General features: G+C 69.1%; 26 protein-coding genes and 1 pseudogene. 12 read left to right on the top strand and 15 right to left on the bottom strand.

Annotated elements, in window-relative coordinates; translation table 11 throughout:
• The first annotated feature begins 457 nt into the window (after positions 1–457).
• The 5 genes from ACWESM_RS23325 to proB all read left to right on the top strand — a co-directional run bounded on the left by ACWESM_RS23325 (position 458) and on the right by proB (position 7,467).
• Complete coding sequence (locus ACWESM_RS23325; RefSeq protein WP_452493650.1) at positions 458–3,694, top strand: translation initiation factor IF-2 N-terminal domain-containing protein; 3,237 nt, start codon at positions 458–460, stop codon at positions 3,692–3,694.
• A gap of 332 nt (positions 3,695–4,026) precedes the next feature.
• Complete coding sequence (gene rplU, locus ACWESM_RS23320; protein WP_039796660.1) at positions 4,027–4,338, top strand: 50S ribosomal protein L21; 312 nt, start codon at positions 4,027–4,029, stop codon at positions 4,336–4,338.
• Positions 4,339–4,360: 22 nt separating this feature from the next.
• Positions 4,361–4,627: a 50S ribosomal protein L27 gene (gene rpmA / locus ACWESM_RS23315; protein WP_355072289.1), complete on the top strand. Its 267-nt coding sequence runs from the start codon at positions 4,361–4,363 to the stop codon at positions 4,625–4,627.
• 121 nt (positions 4,628–4,748) lie between these two features.
• Positions 4,749–6,203 (top strand): GTPase ObgE, encoded by a 1,455-nt coding sequence (obgE, locus tag ACWESM_RS23310; RefSeq protein WP_397277264.1) that lies wholly within the window; start codon positions 4,749–4,751, stop codon positions 6,201–6,203.
• A 121-nt stretch (positions 6,204–6,324) separates the two neighbouring features.
• Positions 6,325–7,467, top strand: a complete 1,143-nt coding sequence (gene proB, locus ACWESM_RS23305; protein ID WP_452493647.1) for a glutamate 5-kinase — start codon at positions 6,325–6,327, stop codon at positions 7,465–7,467.
• A gap of 69 nt (positions 7,468–7,536) precedes the next feature.
• Here proB and ACWESM_RS23300 read toward each other — a convergent pair whose 3' ends face one another.
• The 4 genes from ACWESM_RS23300 to ACWESM_RS23285 form a co-directional block, all read right to left on the bottom strand.
• Positions 7,537–7,890, bottom strand: a complete 354-nt coding sequence (locus ACWESM_RS23300) for a hypothetical protein (protein ID WP_452493645.1) — start codon at positions 7,888–7,890, stop codon at positions 7,537–7,539.
• Positions 7,891–8,009: 119 nt separating this feature from the next.
• Positions 8,010–9,266 carry a hypothetical protein gene (locus ACWESM_RS23295; RefSeq protein WP_452493643.1) on the bottom strand — a complete coding sequence of 419 codons (1,257 nt, stop codon included), beginning with the start codon at positions 9,264–9,266 and terminating at the stop codon, positions 8,010–8,012.
• On the bottom strand, positions 9,263–9,637 hold the full coding sequence (locus ACWESM_RS23290) for a hypothetical protein (RefSeq protein WP_355072299.1): 375 nt from the start codon (positions 9,635–9,637) through the stop codon (positions 9,263–9,265). Before ACWESM_RS23290 ends, ACWESM_RS23295 begins: the two co-directional genes overlap by 4 nt.
• 93 nt (positions 9,638–9,730) lie before the next feature.
• Positions 9,731–10,435, bottom strand: coding sequence for an ESX secretion-associated protein EspG (locus ACWESM_RS23285; protein ID WP_355072300.1), 705 nt, complete (start codon positions 10,433–10,435; stop codon positions 9,731–9,733).
• Positions 10,436–10,676: 241 nt separating this feature from the next.
• Here ACWESM_RS23285 and ACWESM_RS23280 point away from each other — a divergent pair, with 241 nt between their 5' ends.
• A complete protein-coding gene (locus ACWESM_RS23280) occupies positions 10,677–11,027 on the top strand; it encodes a hypothetical protein (RefSeq protein ID WP_355072302.1) in 351 nt (116 codons plus the stop codon).
• Positions 11,028–11,061: 34 nt separating this feature from the next.
• Here ACWESM_RS23280 and ACWESM_RS23275 read toward each other — a convergent pair whose 3' ends face one another.
• From ACWESM_RS23275 to ACWESM_RS23250, 6 genes are all read right to left on the bottom strand, one after another.
• Positions 11,062–12,156 (bottom strand): methyltransferase, encoded by a 1,095-nt coding sequence (locus ACWESM_RS23275; protein WP_452493641.1) that lies wholly within the window; start codon positions 12,154–12,156, stop codon positions 11,062–11,064.
• Positions 12,157–12,195: 39 nt separating this feature from the next.
• Positions 12,196–12,978: a MerR family transcriptional regulator gene (locus tag ACWESM_RS23270; protein WP_355072306.1), complete on the bottom strand. Its 783-nt coding sequence runs from the start codon at positions 12,976–12,978 to the stop codon at positions 12,196–12,198.
• Between the two features lie 95 nt (positions 12,979–13,073).
• Positions 13,074–14,579, bottom strand: a complete 1,506-nt coding sequence (locus ACWESM_RS23265; protein ID WP_452493639.1) for a flavin-containing monooxygenase — start codon at positions 14,577–14,579, stop codon at positions 13,074–13,076.
• Positions 14,580–14,590: 11 nt separating this feature from the next.
• Complete coding sequence (locus ACWESM_RS23260; protein WP_355072954.1) at positions 14,591–15,511, bottom strand: ferritin-like domain-containing protein; 921 nt, start codon at positions 15,509–15,511, stop codon at positions 14,591–14,593.
• Between the two features lie 10 nt (positions 15,512–15,521).
• Complete coding sequence (locus ACWESM_RS23255) at positions 15,522–16,424, bottom strand: SDR family NAD(P)-dependent oxidoreductase (protein ID WP_452493637.1); 903 nt, start codon at positions 16,422–16,424, stop codon at positions 15,522–15,524.
• 1 nt (position 16,425) lies between these two features.
• Positions 16,426–17,412, bottom strand: a complete 987-nt coding sequence (locus ACWESM_RS23250; RefSeq protein WP_452493635.1) for an alpha/beta hydrolase — start codon at positions 17,410–17,412, stop codon at positions 16,426–16,428.
• An 82-nt stretch (positions 17,413–17,494) separates the two neighbouring features.
• Between ACWESM_RS23250 and ACWESM_RS23245 the strand changes: the two are divergent.
• Together ACWESM_RS23245 and ACWESM_RS23240 are read left to right on the top strand one after the other, a co-directional pair.
• Positions 17,495–17,719: pseudogene (locus tag ACWESM_RS23245) on the top strand (GrpB family protein); the annotation flags it as partial.
• A gap of 50 nt (positions 17,720–17,769) precedes the next feature.
• Positions 17,770–17,991, top strand: coding sequence for a GrpB family protein (locus tag ACWESM_RS23240; RefSeq protein WP_452493633.1), 222 nt, complete (start codon positions 17,770–17,772; stop codon positions 17,989–17,991).
• Positions 17,992–18,026: 35 nt separating this feature from the next.
• Here ACWESM_RS23240 and ACWESM_RS23235 read toward each other — a convergent pair whose 3' ends face one another.
• Both ACWESM_RS23235 and ligD read right to left on the bottom strand, forming a co-directional pair.
• Complete coding sequence (locus ACWESM_RS23235) at positions 18,027–18,977, bottom strand: D-isomer specific 2-hydroxyacid dehydrogenase family protein (protein ID WP_356966473.1); 951 nt, start codon at positions 18,975–18,977, stop codon at positions 18,027–18,029.
• Between the two features lie 78 nt (positions 18,978–19,055).
• The gene (gene ligD, locus ACWESM_RS23230) at positions 19,056–20,024 is read right to left on the bottom strand and encodes a non-homologous end-joining DNA ligase (protein ID WP_452493631.1); all 969 of its coding nucleotides are present in this window, start codon (positions 20,022–20,024) and stop codon (positions 19,056–19,058) included.
• Positions 20,025–20,135: 111 nt separating this feature from the next.
• Here ligD and ACWESM_RS23225 point away from each other — a divergent pair, with 111 nt between their 5' ends.
• From ACWESM_RS23225 to ACWESM_RS23215, 3 genes are read left to right on the top strand one after another with little or no spacing between them, the layout of a single operon-like run.
• Positions 20,136–20,378, top strand: coding sequence for a hypothetical protein (locus tag ACWESM_RS23225; RefSeq protein ID WP_356966471.1), 243 nt, complete (start codon positions 20,136–20,138; stop codon positions 20,376–20,378).
• Positions 20,375–20,683 carry a hypothetical protein gene (locus ACWESM_RS23220; RefSeq protein WP_355072321.1) on the top strand — a complete coding sequence of 103 codons (309 nt, stop codon included), beginning with the start codon at positions 20,375–20,377 and terminating at the stop codon, positions 20,681–20,683. Before ACWESM_RS23225 ends, ACWESM_RS23220 begins: the two co-directional genes overlap by 4 nt.
• A 47-nt stretch (positions 20,684–20,730) precedes the next feature.
• Positions 20,731–21,468 (top strand): contact-dependent growth inhibition system immunity protein, encoded by a 738-nt coding sequence (locus tag ACWESM_RS23215; RefSeq protein WP_452493629.1) that lies wholly within the window; start codon positions 20,731–20,733, stop codon positions 21,466–21,468.
• Positions 21,469–21,612: 144 nt separating this feature from the next.
• On the opposite strand, the gene ACWESM_RS23210 is transcribed toward ACWESM_RS23215, so the two are convergent.
• Positions 21,613–23,727: a RecQ family ATP-dependent DNA helicase gene (locus ACWESM_RS23210; protein ID WP_452493627.1), complete on the bottom strand. Its 2,115-nt coding sequence runs from the start codon at positions 23,725–23,727 to the stop codon at positions 21,613–21,615.
• Between the two features lie 145 nt (positions 23,728–23,872).
• Positions 23,873–24,799: an alpha/beta fold hydrolase gene (locus ACWESM_RS23205; protein ID WP_355072327.1), complete on the bottom strand. Its 927-nt coding sequence runs from the start codon at positions 24,797–24,799 to the stop codon at positions 23,873–23,875.
• Positions 24,800–24,906: 107 nt separating this feature from the next.
• Here ACWESM_RS23205 and ACWESM_RS23200 point away from each other — a divergent pair, with 107 nt between their 5' ends.
• The gene (locus ACWESM_RS23200; RefSeq protein WP_356966461.1) at positions 24,907–25,389 is read left to right on the top strand and encodes a hypothetical protein; all 483 of its coding nucleotides are present in this window, start codon (positions 24,907–24,909) and stop codon (positions 25,387–25,389) included.
• A 50-nt stretch (positions 25,390–25,439) separates the two neighbouring features.
• On the opposite strand, the gene ACWESM_RS23195 is transcribed toward ACWESM_RS23200, so the two are convergent.
• Positions 25,440–26,039, bottom strand: a complete 600-nt coding sequence (locus ACWESM_RS23195) for an RtcB family protein (RefSeq protein ID WP_452493699.1) — start codon at positions 26,037–26,039, stop codon at positions 25,440–25,442.
• Between the last annotated feature and the right edge of the window lie 672 nt (positions 26,040–26,711).

Here is a 26,711-nt window from a genome sequence, read left to right as displayed (position 1 = left end):
GTCGTGCCCGCGCCGCCGCGAGACCCGCGTTCGCGCCGCGGGCGGGACCGAGTCGAGCGCCGATGGCGAACGCCCGGCGCGCGGTATGGGATACTGGCATCGGCTGCTTTCGACGCCGACTGTTCGTGCAGGTGCGCGAACGAAACGTGACGAGGGCAGCCGGATGACACCACGGTTCGATGCCGATCATCGCTGCCATGGACAAACGGCCTGGTCACCGGGTCCGCTGTTCGTGTAGGCACGCTGGATGAGCGCTCGCGCCGCGGAGTTCAGCCATACAGCCAGGCGCCGCGTGACCAGTTAGCCCGACCGACGCACAACCGAGGAGATAACCGGGCACGCGGGGCGAGACCACTTGATCTCGCGCCCACCGGGTGCGAGTCGAACGGACAGCGCCCCCGCGTCGGCCGCGTCACTCCCGCCGGGAGGGACGCGCCCGGGGGCCCGAGGAGACTTCGTGGCCGATCAAGAGCCGCTGGAAACAACATCACAGGATGCCGAACAATTGCCGGAGCGAATCCGAGTTCACGCACTCGCCAAGCTGCTGGGGGTGACGAGCAAGCGCATCCTGGCCAAGCTCACCGAGATGGGGGCGGACGCGCGCAGCGCCCAGTCGAACGTCGACCGAGCCGTCGCGGAGTCCGTGCGCGACGCCTTGGTGACGGTCGAGGCGGACGCCGCGGCCGAGCAGCCCGCCGCCGGGCCGGGAGACGCCTCCGTACCGGCGCAGCCGGAGGAAGGCGCGCCCACTCGGGCGCCCGTGGCCGAGCAACCGGCGCCGGAACAGCCGACGCCCGCGGCCGAACGACCCGCGCCTGCCACGGAACCACCGGCACCCGCCGGTGACGTTCCGTTCTCCGGTGCGGGCGTCATCTTCTCCGCGCCGGACACGGTGTCCACCGCGCAGCCGCCGCTCAGCGCGCCGGCCAACCACACGCACCTGTTCACGCACTCGGTGCGGCCGGAACCGGAGCCGGTGACTCCCGCGGTGTTCGAGGCCGCCGCCGTCGTGCAGGCGCCGCTGTTCCTGTCGCCGGACGCCGCGGCCGCCGAGGAGGCGCGCAAACAGCGCCGCGCCGAGCGTGCGGGCCGCCGCGCCGACGAGCAGGCACCCGAGCCCGTCGAGGACGAGACCGAGGTCACCGAGGACGAGCGCGAGTCGTCCGATCAGCACGGCGACGCCGACCAGCCGCGGCGCCGTCGCCGTGGCCGCCGGGGGCGCGGTCGCGGCCGGGGCGAGCAGCAGTCCGATGGCGACGGCGAGGGCGAGGACACCGAGACCGACGACGAGTCGGCTCCCGCAGCCGCCGAGTCCGCCGAAGCCACCGACGCGGCGGAATCCGCCGAGACCGCCGAGGGCGAGGGTGAGGACGAGGACGGCGTGCCGGAAGGCTCGAGCCGCCGTCGCCGTCGCCGCCGTCGGCGCAAGGTGGCCGGTGACTCGGGCGAGAACGAACCCGCCGACGACGATCCGCCGAACACGGTCGTGCACGAGCGCGAGCCGCGCAACAAGAGCCGCGGCCGCGTCGCGGTCGACGAGGTCCAGGGCATCACCGGCTCCACCCGGCTGGAAGCCAAGCGGCAGCGCCGTCGCGACGGGCGCGAGGCGGGCCGTCGCCGCCCGCCGATCCTGACCGAGTCGGAGTTCCTGGCCCGGCGCGAAGCGGTGGACCGCGTGATGGTCGTGCGCGAGAAGTCCTTCCCGGATCACCCCACCGCGACGCAGGTGGCCGTGCTCGAGGACAACGTCCTGGTCGAGCACTTCGTGACGAGCACAGGTTCCGCGTCCATGGTGGGCAACGTCTACCTGGGCAAGGTGCAGAACGTGCTGCCCAGCATGGAGGCCGCGTTCGTCGACATCGGCCGCGGCCGCAACGGCGTGCTGTACGCCGGTGAGGTCAACTGGGAGGCCGCTGGGCTCGGCGGCAAGGAGCGCAAGATCGAGCAGGCGCTCAAGCCGGGCGACCAGGTGCTGGTCCAAGTGAGCAAGGACCCGGTCGGCCACAAGGGCGCCCGGCTGACCACACAGATCAGCCTGGCCGGGCGCTTCCTGGTGTACGTGCCCGGCGGCACCTCCACCGGGATCAGCCGCAAGCTGCCGGACACCGAGCGCAAGCGCCTCAAGGAGATCCTGCGCGACATCGTGCCCGCCGACGCCGGTGTCATCATCCGCACCGCCTCCGAAGGCGTCAGCGAGACCGAACTGGCCCGCGACGTGGAGCGGCTGCAGGCGACCTGGCGCACCATCCAGGAGCAGACCGGCAAGGACGGCAACGCGCCCAAGACGCTCTACGAAGAGCCCGACCTGTTGGTCAAGGTCATCCGCGACCTGTTCAACGAGGACTTCTCCAAGCTGGTCATCGAGGGTGACCGGGCCTGGAGCACAGTGGAGAAGTACATCGGCACCGTCGCGCCGGACCTGCTCGCCAGGGTCTCCCGGCACGAGAACAACGGCGTCGACGTGTTCGAGACCTACCGGATCGACGAACAGCTGTCCAAGGCGCTCGATCGCAAGGTGTGGCTGCCGTCGGGCGGCACCCTGGTGATCGACCGCACCGAGGCCATGACGGTGATCGACGTGAACACCGGCAAGTTCACCGGCGCGGGCGGCAGCAACCTGGAGGAGACGGTCACCAGGAACAACCTGGAGGCGGCCGAGGAGATCGTGCGCCAGATGCGGCTGCGCGACATCGGCGGCATGATCGTCGTCGACTTCATCGACATGGTGCTGGAGTCCAACCGCGATCTGGTGCTGCGCCGCCTGACCGAGGCGCTGGGCCGGGACCGCACCCGCCACCAGGTCTCCGAGGTCACCTCGCTGGGCCTGGTCCAGATGACCCGCAAGAAGCTGGGCACCGGCCTGGTCGAGGCGTTCTCCACCACCTGCGAGCACTGCCACGGACGCGGCATCCTCGTGCACAGCTACCCGGTGGAGCCCGGCTCCGGTGAAGAGCCGGCCGCGCGCACCCGCGAGAGCGGTTCGCGCAGGCGTCGAGGCCGGGACAAGGCTGCCGCGGCGGCTCCCCAGCCTGCCAACGGGTCCGGTCCCGCGGCCGAACCCACCGAGGACGACGCGGCCGTCAAACGGGCGCATCCGGTGGCGCTGGCGATGGCCGCGCACCAGTCCGAGGAGGCGCCGGAAGCGACCGCGGACACGTTCGCCGAGCCGCGGGTCGCGGACACGGCCGAGGCCGCCGTCGCGGACGAGGCCGCCGAAGAGCGCGTCGTCACGGAGACCGTCGAGGCCGCGGTCGCGGTGCCCGCCGAGGAGCCGGAGACCGAGCCCGCCGAAGTGGTCGAGGTCGTCGAGCAAGTCGAAAAGGTCGAGTCGGCACCGGCGGAAGAGCCCGTCTCCGAGCCCGTCGGTGCGTCCGTCTCGGATGCCGCGCCGCAGCCGGTCGCCGACACCGTCGCGGCTGCCGATCCCGTCGCGACGACCGAGAACGGTGCCGCCGCCAACGGGGTCGCCGAGCCGGGCCCGAGCCGTCCGGCTCGTCGCCGGCGGGTTGCCCGTTCGGCCGCCGCGCCCGCCGCGGACAGCTCCGGAGCGGTGTTCGTGCTGCCCACCGGAGACCAGGCGCCCGCGCCCGCGGTCGACTACTCCCAGCCCGAGCCGGTCGAGGTGCCGCAGCGCAACCGGCCGCGCAGGCGGTCGGTCGGCCGCCCGGCAGGCGCGCCGGACGCCGCGAACTGAGTCCTCGCCGACACCACTGTGGCCCCCGCCGGTCCTTCCGGTCGGGGGCCACAGGCGTTCCCGCAGCGAACGCGTGGCAGGGCCGCGGTGCGCGGGTGAACGCCGGTTTGGTCGTCGCGGTAGCCGTCCTGTAATCTTGGACAGTCGCTGCCCGGTGACAACATGTTTTGTCTTCGTGGCCCGGTTCTCGACAGTTCGATACCGAGAGCCACCAGGTGCCGAGGCGGTGGCGATTACCAGACCAGTCGTGTGGCGGTTTCCGGTGGATTCAGACCGGAGGTGTCGCCGCGTGAACGAGTGCCGAGCACTATAGGAAGAAGGGCAGCCGACCGATGGCAACGTACGCGATCGTCAAGACCGGCGGAAAGCAGTACAAGGTCGCGGTCGGTGACCTGGTGAAGGTCGAGAAGATCGAGGGTGCGCCGGGTACCGCCGTGGCGCTGGATCCGGTTCTCGTCGTCGATGGCGCCGAGCTGACCACCGACGCCGACAAGCTGGCCAAGGTTTCCGTGGCCGCCGAGGTGGTCGAGCAGACCAAGGGCCCGAAGATCCGCATCCACAAGTTCAAGAACAAGACCGGCTACCACAAGCGCCAGGGACACCGTCAGCCGCTGACGGTCCTGAAGGTCACCGGCATCAAGTAAGACATCCCGAGGAGAACCAGCTATGGCACACAAGAAGGGTGCGTCCAGCTCCCGGAACGGACGCGATTCCAACGCCCAGCGACTCGGCGTCAAGCGCTTCGGCGGCCAGTCGGTCAAGGCGGGCGAGATCCTGGTGCGTCAGCGCGGCACCCACTTCCACCCCGGCGTGAACGTCGGCCGTGGCGGTGACGACACCCTGTTCGCCCTGGCGGCGGGCGCGGTGGAGTTCGGCACCAAGCGTGGACGCAAGACCGTCAACATCGTGACCCCGGAGCCGGTTCAGGCCTGACCGCCGAACCACTTCCGGATAACAGCGAGCGGGTCAGGGTCTCGGAACCCTGGCCCGTTTTTCGTGTTCGCGAACGAGCAGCCCTCAGTACGACCAGTCCCGAAGGAGGATGATTCGGCGTATGTCCAAGTTCATCGACCGTGTCGTACTGCATGTGCGTGCGGGTAAAGGCGGCCACGGATGCGCCTCGGTGCACCGCGAGAAGTTCAAGCCGCTCGGCGGGCCGGACGGCGGTAACGGCGGCAACGGCGGAGACGTCATCCTCGAGGTCGACTCCAACGTGCACACCCTGCTGGACTTCCACTTCCACCCGCACGCGAAGGCGGGCAACGGCAAGCCGGGCGAAGGCGGCAACCGCGACGGCAAGCAGGGCGTCGACCTGGTGCTGAAGGTGCCCGACGGCACCGTGGTGCTCGACGACGACGGCAAAGTGCTCGTCGACCTGGTCGGTACCGGCAACCGCTTCATCGTCGCCCGCGGCGGCCGCGGCGGACTCGGCAACGCCTCGCTGGCGTCGAAGGCCCGCAAAGCGCCGGGTTTCGCGCTGCTCGGCGAGGACGGCGAAGAACTCGACTTGGTGCTCGAACTGAAGTCGGTCGCCGACGTCGGGCTCGTCGGCTTCCCTTCGGCGGGCAAGTCCTCGCTGGTCTCGGTGCTCTCGGCGGCCAAGCCGAAGATCGCCGACTATCCGTTCACCACGCTGGTACCCAATCTCGGCGTCGTCGCCAGCGGTGAGACCACCTTCACGATCGCCGATGTGCCCGGACTGATCCCGGGCGCGAGCGAGGGCCGCGGACTCGGGCTGGACTTCCTGCGGCACCTGGAGCGCTGCGCGGTGCTCGCCCATGTGGTGGACTGCGCCACGCTGGAGCCGGGCCGCGACCCCGTGTCCGATGTCGACGCGCTCGAAGCCGAACTCGCCGCCTACCAGCCGGCGCTGAGCGCGGACGCCGGGCTCGGCGATCTGGCCGACCGCCCACGCGTGGTGATCTTGAACAAGATCGATGTACCCGATGCGGCCGAACTGGCCGAGATGGTGACCGCGGAGTTCACCGAACGCGGCTGGCCGGTGTTCGAGATCTCCGCCGTGAGCCACGTGGGCCTGCGTCCGTTGACCTTCGCCCTCGCGGATCTGGTGCGCCGGTACCGCGAGGAGCATCCGCGGGCAGCGCCGAAGCGCCCGGTCATCCGCCCGATCGCGGTCGACGAGACCGGATTCAGCGTGCTCGCCGACCCGGAGGAGCCGGGCGGCTTCATCGTGCGCGGTACCCGGCCGGAGCGCTGGGTGCGGCAGACCCAATTCGACAACGACGAGGCCGTCGGCTACCTGGCCGACCGTCTGGCGCGCCTGGGCGTGGAAGACGAACTGGTGCGGCTGGGCGCGGAGCCGGGAGCGCCGGTGACCATCGGCGACGTGACGTTCGACTGGGAGCCGCAGATCTCGGCTGGCATCGACATGGTGCCCACCGGGCGCGGCACCGACATCCGGCTGGAACAGACCGACCGGGTCAGCGCGGCCGAGCGCAAGCACGCATCCCGGGTGCGACGCGGTCTGGTACAGGAAGACGAGGAGTAGACGTGGACCACGGTCGAGTCGCCGTGCGCCCTCGGTGGGCGCCGTGTCCGGCGGACTCGATCGTTCGCGGCTGGGTCCCGACTACCGTGGATTCGATTGTGGTGCAGGGAGTTCGGTGGGGATGCGGGTGAGGTCTATCAGCGCCGAGGCGGATTCCTCGGGCCTGAGCGAGGCGCGGTTGGCGATCGCGGCGGCGCGCCGCGTCGTGGTGAAGATCGGTTCGTCCGCGCTGACCAGCTTGAAAGGCGGCCTGGATACCGCGCGGCTGGATCGGCTGGCCGACGCGGTGGAGGCTCGGATGCGCGCCGGATCCGATGTGGTGGTCGTATCCTCGGGCGCCATCGGCGCCGGCATCGCGCCGCTGGGCTTGACCAGCCGTCCGCGTGACCTGGCGACCAAGCAGGCCGCGGCGAGCGTCGGGCAGCTGGCCCTGGCGCATGCCTGGGGCACGTCGTTCGCCCGCTACGACCGCACGGTCGGGCAGGTGCTCCTGAGCGCCGACGACTTTTCCCGGCGTGAGCACCACCGCAACGCGCAGCGCACCCTCGATCGCCTGCGCTCGCTGGGCGCGGTGGCGGTGGTGAACGAGAACGACACGGTCGCGACGGAGGAGATCCGCTTCGGCGACAACGACCGGCTCGCCGCGCTCGTCGCCCACCTCGTCGGCGCCGACGCACTTGTGCTGCTGTCGGACGTGGCGGGCCTCTACGACGGTGACCCGCGCAAGGGTGCGGCCACGCTGATTCCCGAGGTGCGCAGCAGTGCCGACCTGGACGGCGTCATCGCGGGCAGCGGCGGCGCGCTCGGCACCGGCGGCATGGCGTCCAAGTTGTCGGCGGCGCGCCTGGCCGCGGACGCGGGCGTGCCGGTTCTGCTCGCCGCCGCTTCGTCGGCGGCTACCGCGTTGTCCACCGGCACCGTCGGCACCGCGTTCGCCGCGCGGCCGGTGCGGTTGTCCGCCCGCAAGTTCTGGGTCCGGCACGCCGCGGACAGCCGCGGCACGCTGCTCATCGATGACGGCGCGGTCCAAGCGGTGGCGCACCGCCGCAGGTCGCTGCTCGCGGCCGGGATCGTGGGCGTCCGTGGCCGCTTCTACGGCGGCGACGTGGTCGATCTGGTGGCTCCGGACAATCGCGTTGTCGCGCGGGGCGTCGTCGAATACGACAGCACCGAACTGGCGGGCATGCTCGGCCGCTCCACCGCCGAACTCCCCGACACGATGCAGCGTCCCGTCATCCACGCCGACGACCTCGTGAAGGTCTGATCAGGCACCGTTCGGCAGGTCACCGGTACGACCGAGCGACTGACCCGGGAGCCGGGACGGCGGGTCGCTTCAGTCCCAATAGTTGAAGAGCGCGTCGCCGACGGTCTGTGGTCTCCAATACCGGACATCGTCTCGGTCCAGTTCGGGCCAGGCTGCCGCATCGAACGGCTGGGCGAGTTCGGCCGTTGTGAGTAGTTCGAACCCTGATTGTTCGGCCAGAGCAGCGACCAGGTCAGGAGCCTCGATGAATGTGAGGGGCCCGGACTCGATCGCCGCGTCATCGAAATCGATCACCCGGGGGTCGGCGACCGCCAGCACCGGGGAATCGCGCAGCGCGACCACCGCGACGTGATGGTCGTGGTAGGCGATGACTCCTTGGTGGAAGTTCGGGGTCGCATTCCCTGCCAGACGGAACTCGATCACGGTGCCGCCGGTGCGGTGAGCAGCCTCGTCGAGGTGCCCGCCCGCCACAAGGAGCGCTGCCGACGGTTTCCGAGGTACCGGGGTGTGGCTCGTGTTGCGGAGACTCCGGTGACGGGCCGTCAGGACGGGACGACGCCAGGTTGGTTGGTCGTCGGAATCTGCTGCTGGCTGCCGTCCACCGGCCCGGTGACGCCCGGTTGGCCGTTCGGGTCGGGCATCGGTACGGCTGGAACGGGAGCCGGTGCCGGTGCCTGCGGCGGGCTCGGCGGCAGCGCAGGGGCTGGGGCCGGGGTTGCGGGTGGCGGCGCGGACGAACTCGGCGGCTGCGTCGGTTCCGGGGTCGGAGGTGGGGGTGGTGGGCTCGGCGGCGGAGGTGGCGCGGATGAACTCGGCGGTTGCGTCGGTTCGGTAGTCGGCGGGGGAGGGGCCGACGAACTCGGCGGTTGCGTTGGCGCCGGGGTCTGTGGCGACGGAGCGGGACTCGGCGGCGCGGTCGTGGACGGCGCCTGCTGTGTCGGCTCGGGTGTCGGCGTGGGCTGTGGCGTCTGCGTGGACGGCGCTTGCTGTGTCGGCTCGGGTGTCGGCGTGGGCTGTGGCGTCTGCGTGGACGGCGCTTGCTGTGTCGGCGGAGCCTGCTGGGTGGGCGACGCCGAAGGCGTCTGTTGCGGATCCGGCTTCGGCCCGGGCGGTGTCGAATTATGCGACGGTGCGGGCGATTCCGGTGCGGCAGGCGCGGGTTGCGTTGTTCCAGGCGACCATTGGTTGTTCGGCGATGTCTGCTCGGGCGCCGAGTGTCGCGGCGTGCCGGGTGAGACCGCCTGCGGCGCGGACGGCGCCGTGGCGGCGGGTGGTGCCGGCAGCGCGGGCACCGCGGATCCCGCCGTGGAATAGGCGGGTTTGTAGACCATGTTCATCGCGAGCACGGCCTCTTGGCGCAGCGCCTCCTGCGCCATTTGCGCGTCGATGACGTGCGCCGCCTCCAGCAACTGCGCGATCGCGCCGACCGGTCCGGAAGCGCCGGGCGGCACCACCGCGAGTTTCACCGCCTCGGCGGCCGCGGCGACCCCGCCGAGGCGGGCGCCCACTTGACCGAGCACCGCCGCCAGCTCGTCGGCCGACGCCGCGAAGCTGCGTGCGCAAGCCTGAGCGGCGTCGGCGGCGGCGCCTTTCCAGTCCGCCGCGTCCATCACGCGATCGACGCCGCCGTGGGTGAGTGGGAACGACGTGGTGAGCGTGCCGGCCGCGTCGAGCCAGATGGTCGACGCGTGCAGCACCTGCGCGGGATCGATCTGCTGTGCCTTCGCGTAGATCTCGTCGTGCCGCATCGACTCGAAATGCTCCATCGAGTTGATGTAGGTGGGATCGGAACCGGTCATCGGGGCAACCTCGTCCGGACCGCGCGCAGGGCGGCGGCGCTCGCGGCGTCGGCCTCTTCGAACAGTCCTCCGCTGATCAAGAACGCTTCCTTCATGCGGTAGGCCGCTTCGATGTAGTGGTCGAGCAGCGCCGCCGCGTCACGCGCTTTGTGGCTGAATCCCGCCTGCAACTGCTGGGCGGAGACGAATCCACCGAAACCGCCTAGATCCGCGGCGGATTCGAGACTCTGCTGTAGGTGGATCAGCCGATCGGCCTGCCGTTCGTACATTTCGGCGCACTGCCGAGCCGCCGCCGGATCGAACTGGACGGTCCCGGCCTGCGCGGCCTCCTTGAATCGGGCGATATCGGCTCGGCTGGTATCGATCGTCATCGCTCACCCCTGAGATCGGTCGGTCTGCCCCAGACTAACCGGAAGCCCAGCGCCGGGTCAGCAATAGTCGGCGGCAGTGGTCACCAAAGTGGGCTATATCGGTATGCGCTTTTGCAATTGGGTCGCGATCTGATCAGCGGAGGCGGGCGCGATGCGCACCTCGTCGCCCGCTTTGATCAGATATCTTCCGTCGTCGCGCACATCGATCCAGGTGTAATGGATCGGCGGGGGCTGGGTCGGTCGATCGAGCCGCGACTCGATCCTGATGTGGCCCTCTGCGGTATGCGGCTCCAGCAGCAACTTGCGAATCCGCGGCGCTGCTTGCTGCCGCGCGGTCACGGTCTCTCGGTCGCGCACGGCGGCCCCGGACGCGACGCGAGCGGGTTCGCGGCCCGCGGGGGTCTTCGGCAGCAGCGCCGCGATCCGCCGGCCCAGTTTGGCGCTGTGCCCGATCGAAATGCGCACGCGACCACCGAAATCCGGAATCGCGCCGGGTTCCTGCACCGCGAGCACGGCACGATCGTAGATGGCGGCGGCCAGCAACCGCAGTTCGCCGCCCGGCTGGTGTGTACCACCGATGGCAACGATCCTGGTATGCGGCCTGGCCAGAATGCGCAGACAGGCCGAAAGGTCGGGGTCGGAGCCCAGCGGCAGCCGTTCGGCGAGGGCGATGCGCAACTTCTCGGCGTCGTCCTCGGTTCTGGGCGTCTCCAGGATGCGCAGCGGGTAGGGGTGGCGATCCAGGTCGGTCTCGCGCCAGATATGGGCGAACTCGTCCGGAGTGAAGGTCCATTCCACGGCCGAATCACATCCTCACCGAACCAGCCAATGCTGTTCGTAGCCTAGCGGTCTCGACGCCGGACGGGGGAACTCCCGCGGGGAGACGCCACGGCCTCGCCGGATGGGTTCGGTATCCGCCCTGGAGAAACAGTATTTGCGCGGCGGTGTCGTGCTCGACCGTCCTCTTCGATTCTGCTGAAATAGTGGAAGAGCACGGCAGCGACCGGGTAGGGCTGAGATCTGCCGAGGAGGTATTGCGGTGCACACCATGATGCGGCGAGTGGGCGCGGGAACCGTTCTGTTGTTCCTCGCGGGTGGCCTCGCCTGGGTCGGAGCCGGGTCCGCCGCAGCGGAGCCCGCGGGCTGCTATGTCGACCGTGGCGTCACGGACGCGGCCGCCTTGTGCCACAGCGGTGAGGGAGCGTCGGTGCTGGAAGCCGAATGCCTCGGTTTCTTCCTGCCGTCGGAGCGGTCCGGGCCGGTGTTCGGCTACTACAGCGGCTTCGAGTCGCGGCAGACGCCGGTCGGCAAGCCGATGCGGGCCACCTGTGTGGCCGACGGCGCCGTGGGGATCGCCACGCTGGCGTTCGTCGTCCCGGCCACGTCGTAGCGCCGCCGAGCGGCAACGCGTCCGGCGAGCGGGTTCAGCTCGGCCTGGCCTCGAGCACGTTGTCCGGGGAAGCCGTCGGTACGCGCTGGGTCAGCGTGAATCCGTTCCTGGCGAGGAAGTCGCGGTACTCGGCCTCGGTGCGTTCCCGTCCGCCCGCGTTGACCAGCATCTCCAAGTCGATGTACTTGCTCGGGTGCGGTGCGGCGTGTTCGGGGACGACCAGTTCGACGATCAGCAACCGGGCGTCGGGTTCCATGGCCGCGCGCACGGTGCGGAGGATGCGACCGGCGTCCGGTTCGGCCCAGTCGTGCAGGATGTGCTTGAGAATGTAGGCGTCGCCGCCCCTGGGGACGCTGTCGAAGAAGGATCCGCTCTCCACCGCGCAGCGATCGGCGAGACCGAGCGCGGCGAGCCGAGCGGGGGCCGTGGCCACCACTTCGGGCACGTCGAACAGAATGCCACGCGATCGTGGTGCGCGGCGCAGGATCTCGGTGAGCATCGTCCCTTCGCCGCCGCCGACGTCGACCAGGGTCGCGTAGCGGCCGAAATCGTAGGCGGCGAACAGCGGCTCCATCGACAGGGTGCCGATGCTGGTCATCGCGCGGTCGAACAGTACGCCGAGTTCCCGGTCGTGCTGGACGTATTCGAAGAACGGCATCCCGTCGAGCTTCACGCCGACCGGTTCGCCGGTGCGCACGGCGTCGACCAAGTGCGACCAGTGGTTGCGGTGCCCGGGCGAACCGAAGAACAGCACCGCGTCGCGCAACGACACGTCCGAGTCGCGGCACAGGGCTCGCGCCATCGGCGTCAGCGCGTACCGTCCGTCGCGTCGCTGGGTGAAGATGCCGTGGCTGATCAGCAGGCGCAGCAACCGCCGCAGCGCGTCCTCGTCGGCGCCGACCGCCGCCGCGAGGTCCGCGCCCGACCGCGGCCCCGCCGCGAGTGCGTCGGCCACGCCGAGCGCCGCGGCGGCGTGGATCGCCTGCGTGATCCATCCGGCGGCGATCAGCTCCATCAGCGCGAGGTGCCCGGGCACCAGCTTGCGGAACGCGAAGGCCAGGGCGGCGCGCACCGATTCGACGGCCCGTACCAGCGGCAGCGGCGGAATTCTCGGTCGGTCGGACGCCACGGCGACTCCATCCGTCGAAGGTCGGCACTCTGCGCTTGTCTAGGAGGGTACGTCGCGCCCGGATTCGCTGCGCTGTTTCTCTCGCTCGGCGGCGGTGGCGAGATAGTCGCCGAGTTCGCGGCGCAGCGTGACGTCCAGCGAGCGGGCGAGCGTGGCGTGCACCGAGGCGACCGCCAGCTCGCGCATCTTGTTGAGCATCGTTGTGGTCTCGGCGATTTCGCCGCTGGTGTCGGGCATCCAGCCGGGACCGTGCTCGTCGATGATGTGCTGTTTGGCGGCGGTGATCATGATGTGCGTGATGTCATCGATCCGGTCGGCCACCTTGGCATAGATCTCGATGAGCGTGCGCAGTTCCAGACCGTACTCGTGCAGTTCGGCGAACGAGGTGAGCAACTGGGTCTCGGTGAACACCACCGTGTCGCCCTCCAGCCGGACCAGCCGCATCTCGCGCAGCCGGTCGACCAGCTCGTCGGCGTCGGCGCCGAGGATGGTGCCGATCAGCTCGCGGGGCACCTCGAAGGTCTCGTCCTTGGCCCAGGACGCCGTCACGGCGTGTTGCAGGCCGAGTACCTCGGTCAGGTCCTTGCCGGTCTCCCAGCTGGTGATGAAGTCGGCGATGTGCGCGGTGGTGAAACCGCGCTGGAGCAGCGCGTCGATCAAGCGCAGCCGCTCGAGGTGCGCGTCGTCGTAGATGCTGGCCCGGCCGTCCTTGCCGACCGGCGGCGGCAGCAGCCCGCGTTCCTGGTAGGCGCGCACGTTGCGGGTGGTGGTGCCCGCGGCGCGCGCGAGGTCATCGATCCGGTACTCCGGCGTCGACCTCACCTCCCTCGCTGCCCACGGCGCCGAAGGACCGGCGGCGCGCTGTAGAACTCCCTGCGGACCGAGTCTATCGTCCGCGCCGCCGGTGCCTCCGGCACTCAGGAAACCCGTGCCACTCGTTGTCGCCGCTGGTCGGCGGTCGATTCGACCACGGTGTAGTCGTCCAGATCGACCTTGCGCAATTGATGGAGGTACTGGGTGGCGAAGCCCGGATACATGGTCGCGTTGAAGCCGTCCTCGGTGAGATACCAGCTGTGGCATCCCGAGTTCCAGGTGGTGGCCGACAGTCTGCGCTGGATGGCGGCGTTGTAGCGGTCCTGCCGGTCGCGCCGCACGTCCAGCATGCGCAGGTCCCGGTCCAGGATGACGCCGATCGCGCCGACGAGGTAGTCGATCTGGGCTTCCATGTAGACCAGCGCCGAGTTGTGTCCCGGGCCGGAATTGGGTCCGAACGTGAGATACAGGTTGGGATATCCGGAAACCGCGACGCTCTTGTAGGCGTAGGCCCCGCGCGACCACTCGTCCGCGAGAACCCGGCCACCGCGTCCGACCACCGGAACGGGCGTCCCGGTTTTGGAGACGTCGAATCCCGTCGCGAAGACGATGCAATCCGCTTGGTGCTCGATGCCTTCCGCGGTGCGGATGCCGTGCTCGGAGATCCGGGCGATCGGCCAGGTGATCAACTTGCAGTTGTCCCGCTGCAGGGCGGGGTAGTAGTCGTCGGTCATCAGCAGGCGTTTGCAGCCGGCCCGGAAGTCCGGAGTGAGCTGGCGGCGCAGCCATGGATCCTTGACCTGCCTGCGCAGCTGCGCCTTGCCGACCAGCTCGACCACCCTGGTCAGCGGCGTGTTCCAGACCACGCCCAGCGCTACCGACTCGTGGCCGTAGAACCAGGCGCGTCGCGCCAGTTGCTCGGCGGCGGGCAGCCGACGGTAGAGCTCCTTGGTCAAGCCGTTGGTCTGCCGATTGATCCGCGGCAGCACCCAGCCGGGAGTGCGCTGGAACACCTTCACCGAGGCGGCCTTGTCGACCAGTTCCGGGATGATCTGGACCGCGCTGGCGCCGGTGCCGACGACCGCGACCCGTTTGCCGGTGAAGTCGTAGTCGTGATCCCAACGGGCGCTGTGGATCTTGTGCCCTCGGTAGGTCTCGATGCCGCGGATGTCCGGAAGACTGGCATTGGCCAGCGGGCCGGACGCCAGCACGACGGTGCGGGCGAGGATCGGGTCCGCGTGGCCGTCGATCGATATCTCCCACACTCCGGCCTGCTCGTCGAACACCATGCCGGAAACGTTGTGCCCGAACCGGATGTGCGGACCGAGCCGGAACTCCGCGGCCATCGCCTCGATGTAGCCGAGGATCTCGTTGCTCCCGGAGTAGGTGCGCGACCAGTTCGGGTTCGGCGCGAAACTGTAGGAGTACAGCCGCGACGGAATATCGCACGCCGCACCGGGATAGGTGTTGTCGCGCCAGGTTCCGCCGATCGCGGTGCCGCGCTCGAGAATCGCGAAATCACGGATTCCGCGTTGCTTCAGCCGGATGGCCGTGCCGATTCCGGCGAATCCGCCGCCGATGACGGCGACGTCGAGGGTGTGCGTACTCATCGGATTCCCTGTCATGCCGCGGGCTCGTAGGTCAGTTCCTTCGACCAGGTCGGGTTGCTGCGCAGCAGCGTCTTCGGCACCAACCCGGTGATCTTCACCAGCGCGTCGGCCACGAGGTGGTAGGGGTGGCCACGGTCGATCACCCAGCTGCCGTGCGTCTTCACGATCTGGTACATCGGCAGCCTGCGGGCGAACTCACTACGCTCGCCCACGTTCGCGTACCGCTTGAGCGCGCCGTAGAGCTTCTCCTCGTCCACGCCCATCGCGACGATGTTGTCGCGCATCTTGTTCAGCAGCGGCACGTAGCTCAGCACGCCGATGATCAGCGAGGGCTTGGCCCAGCCGCCGACCAGGTCGATGAGCAGCTTGCGCATCTCCGCGTGCCCCAGCAGGTCCATCACGGCGAAATCGACCGCCAGATGGCGGGATTCGTCGGAGTTGATCTTCTTGAACGCCTCCTGGCAGACCGGGTCCTCGATCTCGTCCATGATGAACTTGATCAGCGCGCCGTCGAGCGCGACCTCGAGCATCGGGATGACGGTGCCGAGGAACGACAGCGACATGTCGTCGGAGTACTTGTCCAGGAAATCGATCACCAGCTTGACGTTGACGTTCGGCTGCGGGATCTCGTCGCCGTCGAGCATGCCCCACCGGCGCATCAGCGCCAGCTCGGCGTTGGCGTGCTTCTGCTCCTCGGCGTGGAAATAGCGGTAGATCTCGCGCAGCGTCTCGTTCGGCGCCTTCTTGGCCATCGCCGCGAAGCCGCGCGCGCCGACGTTCTCGATCCACATCAGATCGGCCATGAACGGCTTGAGCTTGGCGTGCAGTTCCGGCGTGATCGTCTCGGCGCCCGGAGCGTCCCAATCGATGTCGGCCAGTGCCCACTGGCGGTCCTTGATCTTGCGGAGCATGTCGTCGAAGTCCATCGCGATGGCGGCCATGTCAGACTCCTGTCTTGTCGGTGACCGACGTGCGGTCGATGGTGGTCGAGTCCTCTTGTGGCAGCAGCCGCTCCAGGAGCCCGAGGGCAAAGGTGTATCGCGCGGGGAAGTACCGCTTGAGCAGCCAGACGACGTGCGCGTCCAGTTGGGGGAGTACGTAGAGCTGCCCGCGGTCGTGCGCGTCGAGGGCGGTGCGCGCGACGCGCTCGGGGGAGAATCCCGTCCAGCGCATGAGAAAGTCGGCCAGCTGCGCCGATTCCTTGGTGATCCGGCCGTCGCGCGCGACGTTCGTGCGGACGAACGTCGGGCACAGGACGGTGACCGCGACTCCGGAGCCGCTCAGTTCGGCAGCCATGGTCTCCGATAACGACAGCACGCCCGCCTTGGACACGTTGTAGGCGGCCATCGAGGGCGCGGCGGCGAATCCGGCGGCCGAGGCGACGTTGATGATGCCGCCGCGCCCGGCCGTGCGCAGACGCGGAGCGAACACTTCACAGCCGTGCACGACGCCCCAGAGGTTGATGCCCAGGGCCCACTGCCAGTCGTCGAAACCGATGTTTCCCACGGCTTTTCCGCCGATGCCGACGCCGGCGTTGTTGATCACCAGGCTGACCGGGCGGTCGAAAATCGTTTCGGCGAAGCGGGCCAGCAGCTCCACGTCTTCCCGTTGCGCCACGTCGCAGCGGAAGGCGTGCGCGGCGCCAGGGTGATCGCGTTCGATCAGGGCGACCGTCTCGTCGGCGCGCGTCTCATCGATGTCGGCGCAGATCACCCGTCCGCCGCGGGCCGCGATCTCCAGCGCGAACGCCCGGCCGATGCCGCTGCCCGCGCCGGTGACCACGGCTCGCGCGCCGTGCGTGCGCCGGGTGCGGCCCAGGGCCACCAACTTGTCCAATCCGAACATCTCAGCTCACCTTTTCCGTGCCGGAGGTAGCGACCAGCGCCGCGCGCAGGAAGTCGGCGGCGCGGGCGAGAGCCTGGTCGGCTTCGGGCACCACCATGGGAAGGGCCTGGAAGACATGCAGTTGTCCCGGCCAGATCTCGAGTTCGCAGCTGCCGCCCGCGCGCCGGACCATTTCGCACAGCGCCTCTGCGTCGGCGCCGAGCATCTCCGTGCCGCCGACCTGCACCAGGATCGGCGGCAGCGCGAGACCGTGCGGGATGGCCAGCCGCAGGCGCGCCGCGTCGGCGGCGTGGCCGCTGGTGTAGGCCGCGGGCAGCTTGCTCGCGGCGGCGGCCGAGATCAGCGGATCGGTCCGGACGCGTTCCCGCTCGGCCGCCAGGCTCAGGGTGAGGTCGAGCAGCGGGGAGAACATCGCCACGGCCGCGGGCTGCGGCCGTCGGTGCCGTCCGTTCTCGACCAGCAGGTCGAGTGCGAGATGCCCACCCGCGGAGTCGCATGCGATCACCAGGTCTTCCGGGGCGATGCCACGGCCGAGCAGCCAGCGGTAGCCCGCTTCGACGTCGTCGGCCGCGGCCGGGAACCGGTGTTCGGGCGCCAGACGATAGTCGGAGAGGAAGACCGGGAGTCCCGTCTCGGCCGACAGCCGGGCCGCGAGCCCGCGATGGGTGCGAGCCGAGCAGATCACGTAGCCGCTGCCGTGGATGTAGTAGACGGCCCGCGTTCCGAACGGCACCCCCGCCGCCCGAACCCATTCACCGCGCACCGCGCCCGACCGGACCTGAGTGACGGAAGTGCCTGCCGGAACCGGACCGCCGACGGCAATCAGGGTGGCGATGAGCTTACGCGCGAACCAGACACCCGGCGGATTCATCGGAACCGCGCAGTTCAGCGGACGCAGGGTGAGCCTGGTAGCTGCCGCGGCCACAGTGGCGCGTGCCGAGGGCGCGGTGGGAACACCGGGGACCGAGGTCCTCGTCGACCTTGTCATGCGCTAAGAATCAGTGATGAATGTGCCAGTTGTCAATGGCACATTTATAGAAGGCTGATGTGCGTGCCGGTTACCGTGACGTATGGCGACGTTGGATGACGACGACATAGCGGCGGCGACGGTCGGCGACTTGCGGCCCTACGCGGCCGGGGTGATGCTCGAGGAATACAACCCGGCGTGGCCGGTTCCCCCTCTCGCGGCCAAGGCGGTCATCGACGTCCTGCTGCTTGTTCCGGATGCCGCCGCCGAAGTCGCCTATCTATCAGCCCTCGAGGCTGCCGGGTATGAGCTGCGTATCCGGCAACCGGACTGGTACCAGCATCGCTGTTTCGTTCGTCGGGTGGACAGCGGTGCGCGGTGGAACGTGAACTGCATGTGCTCTCGCCGGAATCGGGAGGGCCCGAGATCGAGCGGATCCTGGCCTTCCGCGACTGGTTGCGCACGCACGAGGACGATCGTGCGTATTACGAACGGACCAAACGGGAACTGACGCAGCGCGAATGGAAGTTCGTGCAGCACTACGCCAACGCCAAGAGCGGAGTCGTCGAGGAAATCCTCGGTCGAGCGTTGTTCGGCTGACACACTCGAATGTTGTTGCGCGCGAAGTGCCTTCGTCAGTACCCGAGCGCGGGATCGATCGGTGCGAGCAGCGGGCGGCGTTCGACGAAGCGCTCGACGTTCGCCTGGACGTGGTCGGCGAAGGCCGCCAAGCGGAGTTGGGGCGGATTCGAATCATGCGGGGTGATAATGGCATTCGGCAGCGACCAGAGCGGATGGCCCGCCGGGAGCGGCTCGGGGTCGGTGACGTCGAGTCCGGCGCCGCCGATCGCGCCGGAGCGCAGCGCGTCGACCAGTGCGTCGGTGTCGACGAGGCTGCCGCGCGCGACGTTGACGATCCAGGAGGACGGCTTGAGCCGCGCGAGTACGTCCGCGCCGATGAGATGCCTGGTGGCGGGCGTGGCGGGCGCGGCGACCACCACGTGATCGGTGTGCGGCCAGACCCGGCCGAGGTGCTCGGCGGAGATCGTCTCGACCGACGGCGGGATGCCTGCGCCGGTGACCGGCCGTCCGCTGCGGTTCACCGCGATGATGTGCGCGCCGAGCGGCACCAGCATCGGGATCAGCGCACGGCCGATGCCGCCCGCGCCGACGATCGTGACGGTCTTGCCGCGCAGCGTGCCGACGTGCGGAAAGAAGTCCTGCTGCCGCCAGTCCGCCGCGCGCAAGTGCTCGGGCAGGTAGCGGACGCCCGCGAGCAGCAGCATGAGCGCGTGCTCGGCCACACTGGCCGCGAAAGCGCCTGCGGCTGAGGTGAATCGCACACCGGGATGCCTGGCGATGACGCCCGCGGTGAACCATTCCTCGATACCGGCGGCCGGGAGCTGTACCCATTCCACGCCTGCGGGCAGTCGCTCCGGGAACTCGCCCGGGCCGCCGACCCAGATCAGCCCTTGCGCCTCGTCGAGATCGGAGACGGCGGCGCCCGCCTCCACCACGGCCTTCTCCACCAGGGTGGGGGCAGGATCGGCGGGGGCGATCGCGATCGTTACTGCCGGCCGGTTCATGGTTGGACCTCCTTCGGAGCAGTAGGACGTGGTCGCGAGCGGGTGGACGTTGCGACCGTAGCACCGCCGGGCGCGGCGCTAGGCCCCGCTCTGCTCGTCGTCGAGCTCCACGTCCACCTTGTCCCGCTCGGCCCACTCCAGGAGAGGATCCAGGTGGAACACCGCGTCATCCATGCCCGCGTGCAGATCGCCGAGTTCGGCGAAGCGAGCGGGGACGGAGGACATGGTGAAGTCGCGCGGATCGATGTCGGGAATCTCGTCCCAGCGTACCGGGGTGGAGACCGTCGCGGCGGGGACGCCGCGCACCGAGTAGGCGGCGGCGATGGTGTGATCGCGCGCGTTCTGGTTGTAGTCGACGAACAGCAGCTTCGGGTCGCGATCGCGCCGCCACCACGTGGTGGTCACGTCATGGGGTGCGCGGCGCTCGACCTCGCGGGCGAACGCCAGCGCCGCCCGGCGCACCTCCTGGAAACCCCAGTGCGGCGCGATCCGGACGTACACGTGCAGGCCGTTGCCGCCGGAGGTCTTCGGCCATCCGACGGCGCCGATCTCGTCGAGGATCTCTTGCACCACCGTCGCGACCCGCTGCACCCGCGACCACGGGCAGTCCGGCATCGGGTCGAGGTCGATGCGCCACTCGTCCGGACGCTCGGTATCGGCGGCGCGGGAATTCCACGGATGGAACTCGACGGTCGACATCTGCACCGCCCAGATGACGTCGGCGAGCTTCTCGACGCACAACTCGTCGGCGTGCCGTCCATAGCGCGGAAAGTACACCCGCACAGTCGGAATCCAGTCCGGCGCGCCCGCGGGAAGCCGCTTCTGATGCACCTTGTCGCCCGCGAGTCCTTTGGGGAACCGGTGCAGCATGCAGGGCCTGCCGCGCAACGCGTTGACGATGCCGTCCCCGACGCTCAGGTAGTACCGCACCAAGTCGAGCTTGGTCGCGCCGGACTCCGGGAAGTAGACGCGGTCGGGGTTGGAGACTTTGAGCGTGTGATCGCCGACCTCTAGCTCGATCGCCGACCCGGTGGATTTGCTGGCCACGGGTCGACTGTAGTGGCCGAGCCGAAGGAAATCCGCGCACGATCGCGCGCCGCCGCGACGGATGTCCCGTACCGGTCCGCAGCGCTGCATCGCTCTGGTATGCATACGGGTATGAGCAAGGCGACGCGCGTGACCGTCACGCTGGATCCACAGGTGGCCGAGTGGGCCAGAGCGGCCGCCGATCGCCAGAACCGCAGCCTGTCGGCGGTGATCAACGCCGCGCTGCGCACCACGCTCGTGCACGACAGCCTGACCGCGTTGACCATCGACGAGGAAGCCGAACTGGCCGCCGCCTACGACGACGTGGCGATCACCCAGGCCGCCGCCGACGACGACGCCGACGGCGCCGCATGAGACGCGGTGAGGTCTGGCGCTACGCCCCGACTCTCAGCGACGGCACCCCCTTCCCGCGGCGCATGACAGTGGTGCTGGTGTCCGATTCGGCGGTGATCACTTCGCGCTATCGCTGGTTGCAAGTCGTTCCACTGCGCGACGCCGACCCGGGCCACGTGCTGGCCACCCACACCGAGCACGGCTGGGCCGACACCCTGAAACTGCACCGCGCCTACCGGCCCTGGCTCACCGAACACCTCGGCGTGCTCTCCTTGGAGGAAACGGAATCCCTGGACGCGCGCTTGCGGGCGACGTTGAGTCTGTGACTTCGGCGGACGGGGCACGGGGACGGCGGTGCGGGCAGAATGCCGGGATGAGATCTCCGGGTGACGACGAGTCGCTGATCCTGGGTCTGATCAACGAGTTCTGGGTGGCGGTGGAGCGCGGGATCCCTCGTGAGATGGCCGCGTTGATGTGCGCCGAGGAAGCCGAGCAGTTCTTGGACAATGTGCCCGATCCCGACTATGACGAGCCGTCTGGTGAGCCGATCGGTGAGCCTACTTTCGAGGTTTCGGGCCTCCGCCTCTTCGGAGATGTCGCCTTCGCGCGAATCGTTCATGCACCGGACAACGTCGCTACTCTCTTTTTCCGGTACGAAACCGGGAGATGGACGGTATGCGCGGACGCTGATGAGGATCTGTCGTTGGAGCAGCTCGAGGACGACGTGTGGCCCACGATGCCTGCGGATGCGAGCGGTCTGATGCGTACTGTGCATGAGCTGCGGCGCAAGCCGATCGGGCGTCTGACCGACGATGATGTTCGTCGTCTTCTGCAGCAGAACGAAGGCGTCGATGTCCTACTGCCGCGTGTGTTACACCAGTTGCAATGGAATCCACTGGCCGGAGGCGACCTTTTTCCTGGTGACCTGCTGGTCGCGACGCTGCGAGTCGGCCAGGAACATTGGAGGCGGGACCCGGTCGCGGTCACTCGCATACGAATCGTCATCGACAAGGTCCGTGACCTGGGTGATTTGACCGAACACGGTGCACCGCACGAAGAGATCTGGCACCGCATCACAGATTTTCTGACCGATCCGCCCGGCAACGACTAGCAGCTACGGTCCAGGACGTTCAGCGGGGCGAAGCCTACGAACCGGCGTTGCAGGCGTGCCGGATGGATGCCGGTGGAGCGTGTTCGACGGCGTGCGGCTTCTTCGTTGGGCAGAAGACCCGCACGCGTTCGCTGGGTGTCGTCGTTATGTCGGTGTGGCCAAGGCGAAGGGGAGGATGGCGGCGGCGCCGGCTGCTCGGAGGGCGTGGGCGGCGACGGTGAAGGTCCAGCCGGTGTCGGTGATGGCGTCCACCAGCAAGATCGGGCCCGGTACTCGGGTCAGGTCGGGGATCTCCCAGGAATCGAAGAGTCCGGCGACGCGATGCGCGGAGTTCGCCGCCGAGACGGGCGGTCGGTCCGGGCGGGTGCGCAGCGTGCCGAGGTCGTGCAGGCGGCCGACTTCGGCGAGGCGGGCGGCGAGGGTGGCGGTGAGCACGGGGTGGCGTGGCGATTCCAGGGCGAGCACCGAGGTCGGGCGGGCGGCCCAATCCCACTCGCGCAGAACGGCGACGCAGGCGTCGAAGACCGCGTCGGGAACCGGGTCGTCGGGGCCGTCGAGCAGCGCGCGCAGTCGCTGCCCCCAGCCGAGGTCGGTCAGCCTGCCGAGAACACGACCGGTCTCGGCTCCGCCGGATATCTTGCCGGACAAAGGGATTCCCAGCTTGGCCATACCGGTGGGCCACTGCTTGCGCGGCGCGAGATCGAGGCCGGGACGATCGAGCCGGGCCTTGGTCGCGGCCACCGCGTCGGCGGCGACAGTGCGGTCGGGGCGGTGGCCGGTGCAGTTGTCGCAGCGGCCGCAGCCGGGCGAATCCGTGGACAAACCCGGGTCGTCGAGCTGGCGGCGCAGGAATTCCATGCGGCAACCGGCGGTCGATTGATAGTCGATCATGGCCTGCTGCTCGGCCTCGCGGGCGATGGACAGGCGCTCGTACCGTTCGGTGTCATAGGTCCACGGCCGGCCCGTGGCGATCCAGCCGCCGCGCACGCGGCGCACCGCGCCGTCCACGTCGAGCACCTTCAACACCATCTCCAGCCGGGAGCGGTTCAACTCCACCAGCGGTTCCAACGCCGCGGTGGACAACGCCCGGTCGGAGTCCAGCGCGTCGAGCACGGCACGCACGATGTGCTCGCGGGGAAAGGCGACGGAGGCGAAGTAGCTCCAGATCCGCGCGTCCTCGGGGCCGGGAAGCAGGATCACCTCGGCCCGGTCGGTGCCGCGCCCCGCGCGTCCCACTTGCTGGTAGTAGGCGATGGGCGAGGACGGCGCACCGATGTGCACCACGAATCCCAGATCGGGTTTGTCGAAGCCCATGCCGAGCGCGGAGGTGGCGATGAGCGCCTTCACCTCGTTGTTCAACAGCGCCGCTTCGAGCGCCTCGCGTTCGGCCGGGTCGGTCTGGCCCGTATAGGCGGCGACGGTGTGGCCGTGTGAGTTCAGCACGTCGGCCAGATCGTGCGCGGCGGCGACGGTGAGCGTGTAGACGATGCCGGAGCCGGGCAGCCGGTCGAGGTGCCCGCCGAGCCAGGCGGTGCGCTCCACGGCATCGTCGAAGCGGACCACCGACAGGTGCAGCGACTCGCGATCCAGCGTGCCGCGCAGCACCAGGGTGTCGGTGCCGATCTGGGTGGCGACATCGGTGACCACCCGGTCGTTGGCCGTCGCGGTGGTGGCGAGCACCGGGACGTCCGAGCCCAGGTCGGCGATCAGCGTCCGGATGCGCCGGTAGTCCGGCCGGAAGTCGTGGCCCCAGTCCGACACACAGTGCGCTTCATCGATCACCACCAGCCCGGCGTCGGCCGCGAGCCGGGGCAACACCTGATCCCGGAAATCCGGATTGTTCAATCGCTCCGGGCTGACCAGCAGCACGTCGACCGCACCGGCGGCGACCTGTGCGTGGATCTCGTCCCACTCGGTGACATTGCCCGAGTTGATGGTCGCGGCGACCACTCCCGCGCGCTGTGCCGCCGCGACCTGGTTGCGCATCAGCGCGAGCAGCGGCGACACGATCACCGTGGGCCCGCGCCCGGCCCTGCGCAGCAGCTTGGCGGCGATGAAGTACACCGCCGACTTGCCCCAGCCGGTGCGCTGCACGACCAGCGCCCTGCGCCGCCGTACGACGAGCGCTTCGATCGCGGTCCACTGATCCTCCCGCAGCGCGGCGTCCGCCCCGGCCAGCTCGCGCAGCAGCTGTTCGGCGTGCTCGCGCAGGTCGGGGGCCGTGAGGTCGATCGGAGACGCGTCGGTGGCCGTGGTCATGCGGTCCATCGTGCCCGACGCCACCGACAGGCGGCGTCGGGGCGCCGGTGTGGCGATCGGTCAGCCGCGCGCGGCGCCTTCCGGCCACACATACTCGCCGTGGCGGGTGCGCATCCTCGACGTGAGGCCGCGACGACGGCCGTGATCAGGCGGATCGCGCGGTAGCGGCCGCCAACTCGGCCAGCCGGGCACGGACCAGATCCGGACGTTCCTCGAGAATGAAGTGGCCGCAGCCCCGCACCGGTTCCAGGCGGTAGTCGTCGGCACGCGCGGTCTCCTCGGCGGCGAGCGAAGGATGGACCGCCGCGTCCTCGACTCCGAACAGGGTGCGGATCGGAATCTTCGCTCGACGTCGTTCGCCGTGTCCGGCCGAGCGCGGAACTTCGCGCAGCAGGAAAGTGCGGTAGGTGTCGGTCGCCGTGCGGGCACAGACGGGGTCGCGGAAACGGTCCGCGTAGACGCGAATCGCCTCGGGTCCGAACTTCTCGCGATCGCGTACGGCGCCGGCGAAGACGAGGTCCAGGAAGCGGGTGCGCTGGTGCAGGTAGGTGCCGAACGCCGCGACGGCGGGTTGATAGAGCAGGAACCGCCACGCGTGCGGGAGGAAAGTGCGCGGTGTCTGCCACGGGTGGGCGATGTTGAGCGCCAGCAGCGCGTCGAATCGCTCCGGCTCGCGCAGCACGAGCAGGTGGGCGATGTAACCGCCCCAGTCGTGGCCGACCAGCAGCACGCGCTTCAGGCCGAGCGCGTCCAGCAATGCGAGCAGGTCGGAGGCGACTTCGTCCTTAGCCCACCGGTGCGGCGCGGGACCGGACCAGCCGTAGCCGGGTAGGTCGGGCGCGATGATCCGCAGTCCGTCCGGCGGGTCGGCGAGCAGGTGACGATAGGCGTAATGATGCTCGGGCCAGCCGTGCAAGGCCAACACGGGGCGGCCATCCGTCGGTCCCGCCTCGGTGACGTGGAAACGCACCCCGCGAGCGGTGACATAGGAACGCCGCACGCCGGGGATCTCCGGCGGGCCGGCCGCCGCGTCCGCAGGAGCGGGTGAGAAGAACGAGGGCCGCCAGGGCATATCCGATGGTATCCAGTACGCCGCCGAGACATCCAGAGCGAAACAGCTCCCGGCGATGGACAATGAAGCCCTGAATCCCCGGTAGGGGGACCGGGGAGGAGGCAGCGGTGTCGAGCCACATTCAGCCGCCCGCGGGGTGGGCTCCGCCGGGCGCCGAGTTCCGGACCAGCAACAATGTCTCGCGCACTGTGACGGGCACGCTCGTCGGCCTGTCGGTGACGCCGATCGGGATCGGCCTGGCCGCTCATGGCGGGCTCGGCACCCGGCAGTGGGTGATCCTCGGGGACGAGGGCGACCGCTGGAGCTCGAACGCCCAGATGATCGGTGGTGCGTTGCTGTTGTTCCTGGTGGCGCTGCTGGCCGCGTACTCACCCGTCGGCACTGTGATAGCGGGCCTGGTGTGGGGTCTGCTGCCGGGCGCGGTGCAGTTGTTCTTCCCTCACGACCTCTGGCGTCTGATCGAGCAGACGCCGGGGCTGTCGGAGGAATGGCGCCTGGCCCTCTACAACTGGGTGCTGAACGGATGGGGGCTGGTGCTCGGCCTGTTGCTCATCGGAGCCGGGCTCGCCGCCACCTTGCGGCGGCGCTGACCGCGGCCGCACGCCGGGCGAGTCGGGCCGCCCGGCGGCGCGGCCGACGTTCAGCCCTTGACGCAGAGCACCTGGTGCAGCGTCGCGACCACGTCGACCAGGTCCCGTTGTGCCTCGATGACCTCATCGATGTCCTTGTACGCGGCCGGGATCTCGTCCACCACGCCCGCGTCCTTGCGCGACTCGACGCCCTCGGTCTGGGCGATGAGGTCGGCCACGGTGAACTGCCTCTTGGCCGCGTTGCGGCTCATCCGCCGTCCCGCGCCGTGCGAGGCGGACTGGAAAGAAGCCGGGTTCCCCTTGCCGCGTACGACATACGAGCGGGTGCCCATCGAGCCGGGGATCAGCGCGAGATCGCCTTCCCCCGCGCGCACGGCCCCCTTGCGGGTGACCAGCATGGGCACGCCGTCGACGATCTCCTCCGCCACATAATTGTGGTGACAGTTTCCGGTAAGGATGTTTCCCTCGAGAGCGAAGGAGTGTGTCTCTTCCACAACAGCGCAGAAGACCTCTGCTACCTCCGTAGTGGGCCTCACCGAGCGAACTGTCCATCCGCGTCGCTCGACAGCGCTCCTATTAGCAGCCCACCGCGAGCGGTGCTTCGCATGGATAAAGAACTCAGGCGTGACGTCACTGCGCGAGATGCCCATTACGAACACGTCGGACTCGCACCGGCCGAACCCTTCGCGAGTCTTCCTCCGTATCGGGAGGGTCCAGATGCCGAGTACATCGCAGGCAGTCTTGAAGAATTCGAGATGCTCGCGATTCGCGGACCGGATGGCCGGGCGGCCGGTCTTACCGACCTCTCCGTCTGCCGCGAAGTAGCCCGCGAGCCAGCCGTACAGATCGGAACGTGATCCGTCGAGTGGCGGATACTCGCGCTTCCACTCGCGCGGAAGTCCGCCTAACCGCTTGTACGCTTTTACGTTGTAGCCCTGCTTTCGAAGTTGCGCGACCTCGTTCAACTTCACGTAGGTCTTCCGCGATGGGTCGTCCGAGTACAGGTAATAGTAGGTTCGTACGCGCTCGAGGTTGTCGTAGTAGGGCAGTAGTGCCATGTCTTTCGACCCATAGAAGATGGCATTAGCCAGCGCGTCACCAGCGATGCTGCCATCGCCGAACACGAAGCCGCGGGCGATGCCTTCCCGAGACGGTTGGAGGTCATCCGGGCGCTTCGGGAAGACGTAGGCCAGGCGATCTCCTACGCGGAGTCCCGAAGTGATTGCCTCGGTGCGGTTATGTGCGACCTTCGGTCGAAGAAGCCAGCGATGCTCAGCTGTCGCGCGAATGGTGCGCTCTTGTCCGTAGCGCCCAACGACCAG

The organism is Nocardia sp. NPDC003999 (assembly GCF_053604885.1).
This window is presented reverse-complemented; position numbering and strand designations above follow the sequence as displayed.

Bases quoted from the DNA above. Each gene is read 5' to 3' on its own strand.
- ACWESM_RS23295 (WP_452493643.1), bottom strand. From the start codon at position 9,266: ATGACCGGTTCCGATCCCACCTACATCAACTCGATGGAGCATTTCGAG.
- ACWESM_RS23290 (WP_355072299.1), bottom strand. From the start codon at position 9,637: ATGACGATCGATACCAGCCGAGCCGATATCGCCCGATTCAAGGAGGCC.
- ACWESM_RS23235 (WP_356966473.1), bottom strand. From the start codon at position 18,977: ATGAACCGGCCGGCAGTAACGATCGCGATCGCCCCCGCCGATCCTGCC.
- ACWESM_RS23265 (WP_452493639.1), bottom strand. From the start codon at position 14,579: ATGAGTACGCACACCCTCGACGTCGCCGTCATCGGCGGCGGATTCGCC.
- ACWESM_RS23220 (WP_355072321.1), top strand. From the start codon at position 20,375: ATGAGACGCGGTGAGGTCTGGCGCTACGCCCCGACTCTCAGCGACGGC.
- rplU (WP_039796660.1), top strand. From the start codon at position 4,027: ATGGCAACGTACGCGATCGTCAAGACCGGCGGAAAGCAGTACAAGGTC.
- ACWESM_RS23250 (WP_452493635.1), bottom strand. From the start codon at position 17,412: ATGACAAGGTCGACGAGGACCTCGGTCCCCGGTGTTCCCACCGCGCCC.
- ACWESM_RS23225 (WP_356966471.1), top strand. From the start codon at position 20,136: ATGAGCAAGGCGACGCGCGTGACCGTCACGCTGGATCCACAGGTGGCC.
- proB (WP_452493647.1), top strand. From the start codon at position 6,325: ATGCGGGTGAGGTCTATCAGCGCCGAGGCGGATTCCTCGGGCCTGAGC.
- ACWESM_RS23210 (WP_452493627.1), bottom strand. From the start codon at position 23,727: ATGACCACGGCCACCGACGCGTCTCCGATCGACCTCACGGCCCCCGAC.
- ACWESM_RS23195 (WP_452493699.1), bottom strand. From the start codon at position 26,039: ATGGGCATCTCGCGCAGTGACGTCACGCCTGAGTTCTTTATCCATGCG.
- ACWESM_RS23255 (WP_452493637.1), bottom strand. From the start codon at position 16,424: ATGTTCGGATTGGACAAGTTGGTGGCCCTGGGCCGCACCCGGCGCACG.
- obgE (WP_397277264.1), top strand. From the start codon at position 4,749: ATGTCCAAGTTCATCGACCGTGTCGTACTGCATGTGCGTGCGGGTAAA.
- rpmA (WP_355072289.1), top strand. From the start codon at position 4,361: ATGGCACACAAGAAGGGTGCGTCCAGCTCCCGGAACGGACGCGATTCC.
- ACWESM_RS23205 (WP_355072327.1), bottom strand. From the start codon at position 24,799: ATGCCCTGGCGGCCCTCGTTCTTCTCACCCGCTCCTGCGGACGCGGCG.
- ACWESM_RS23215 (WP_452493629.1), top strand. From the start codon at position 20,731: ATGAGATCTCCGGGTGACGACGAGTCGCTGATCCTGGGTCTGATCAAC.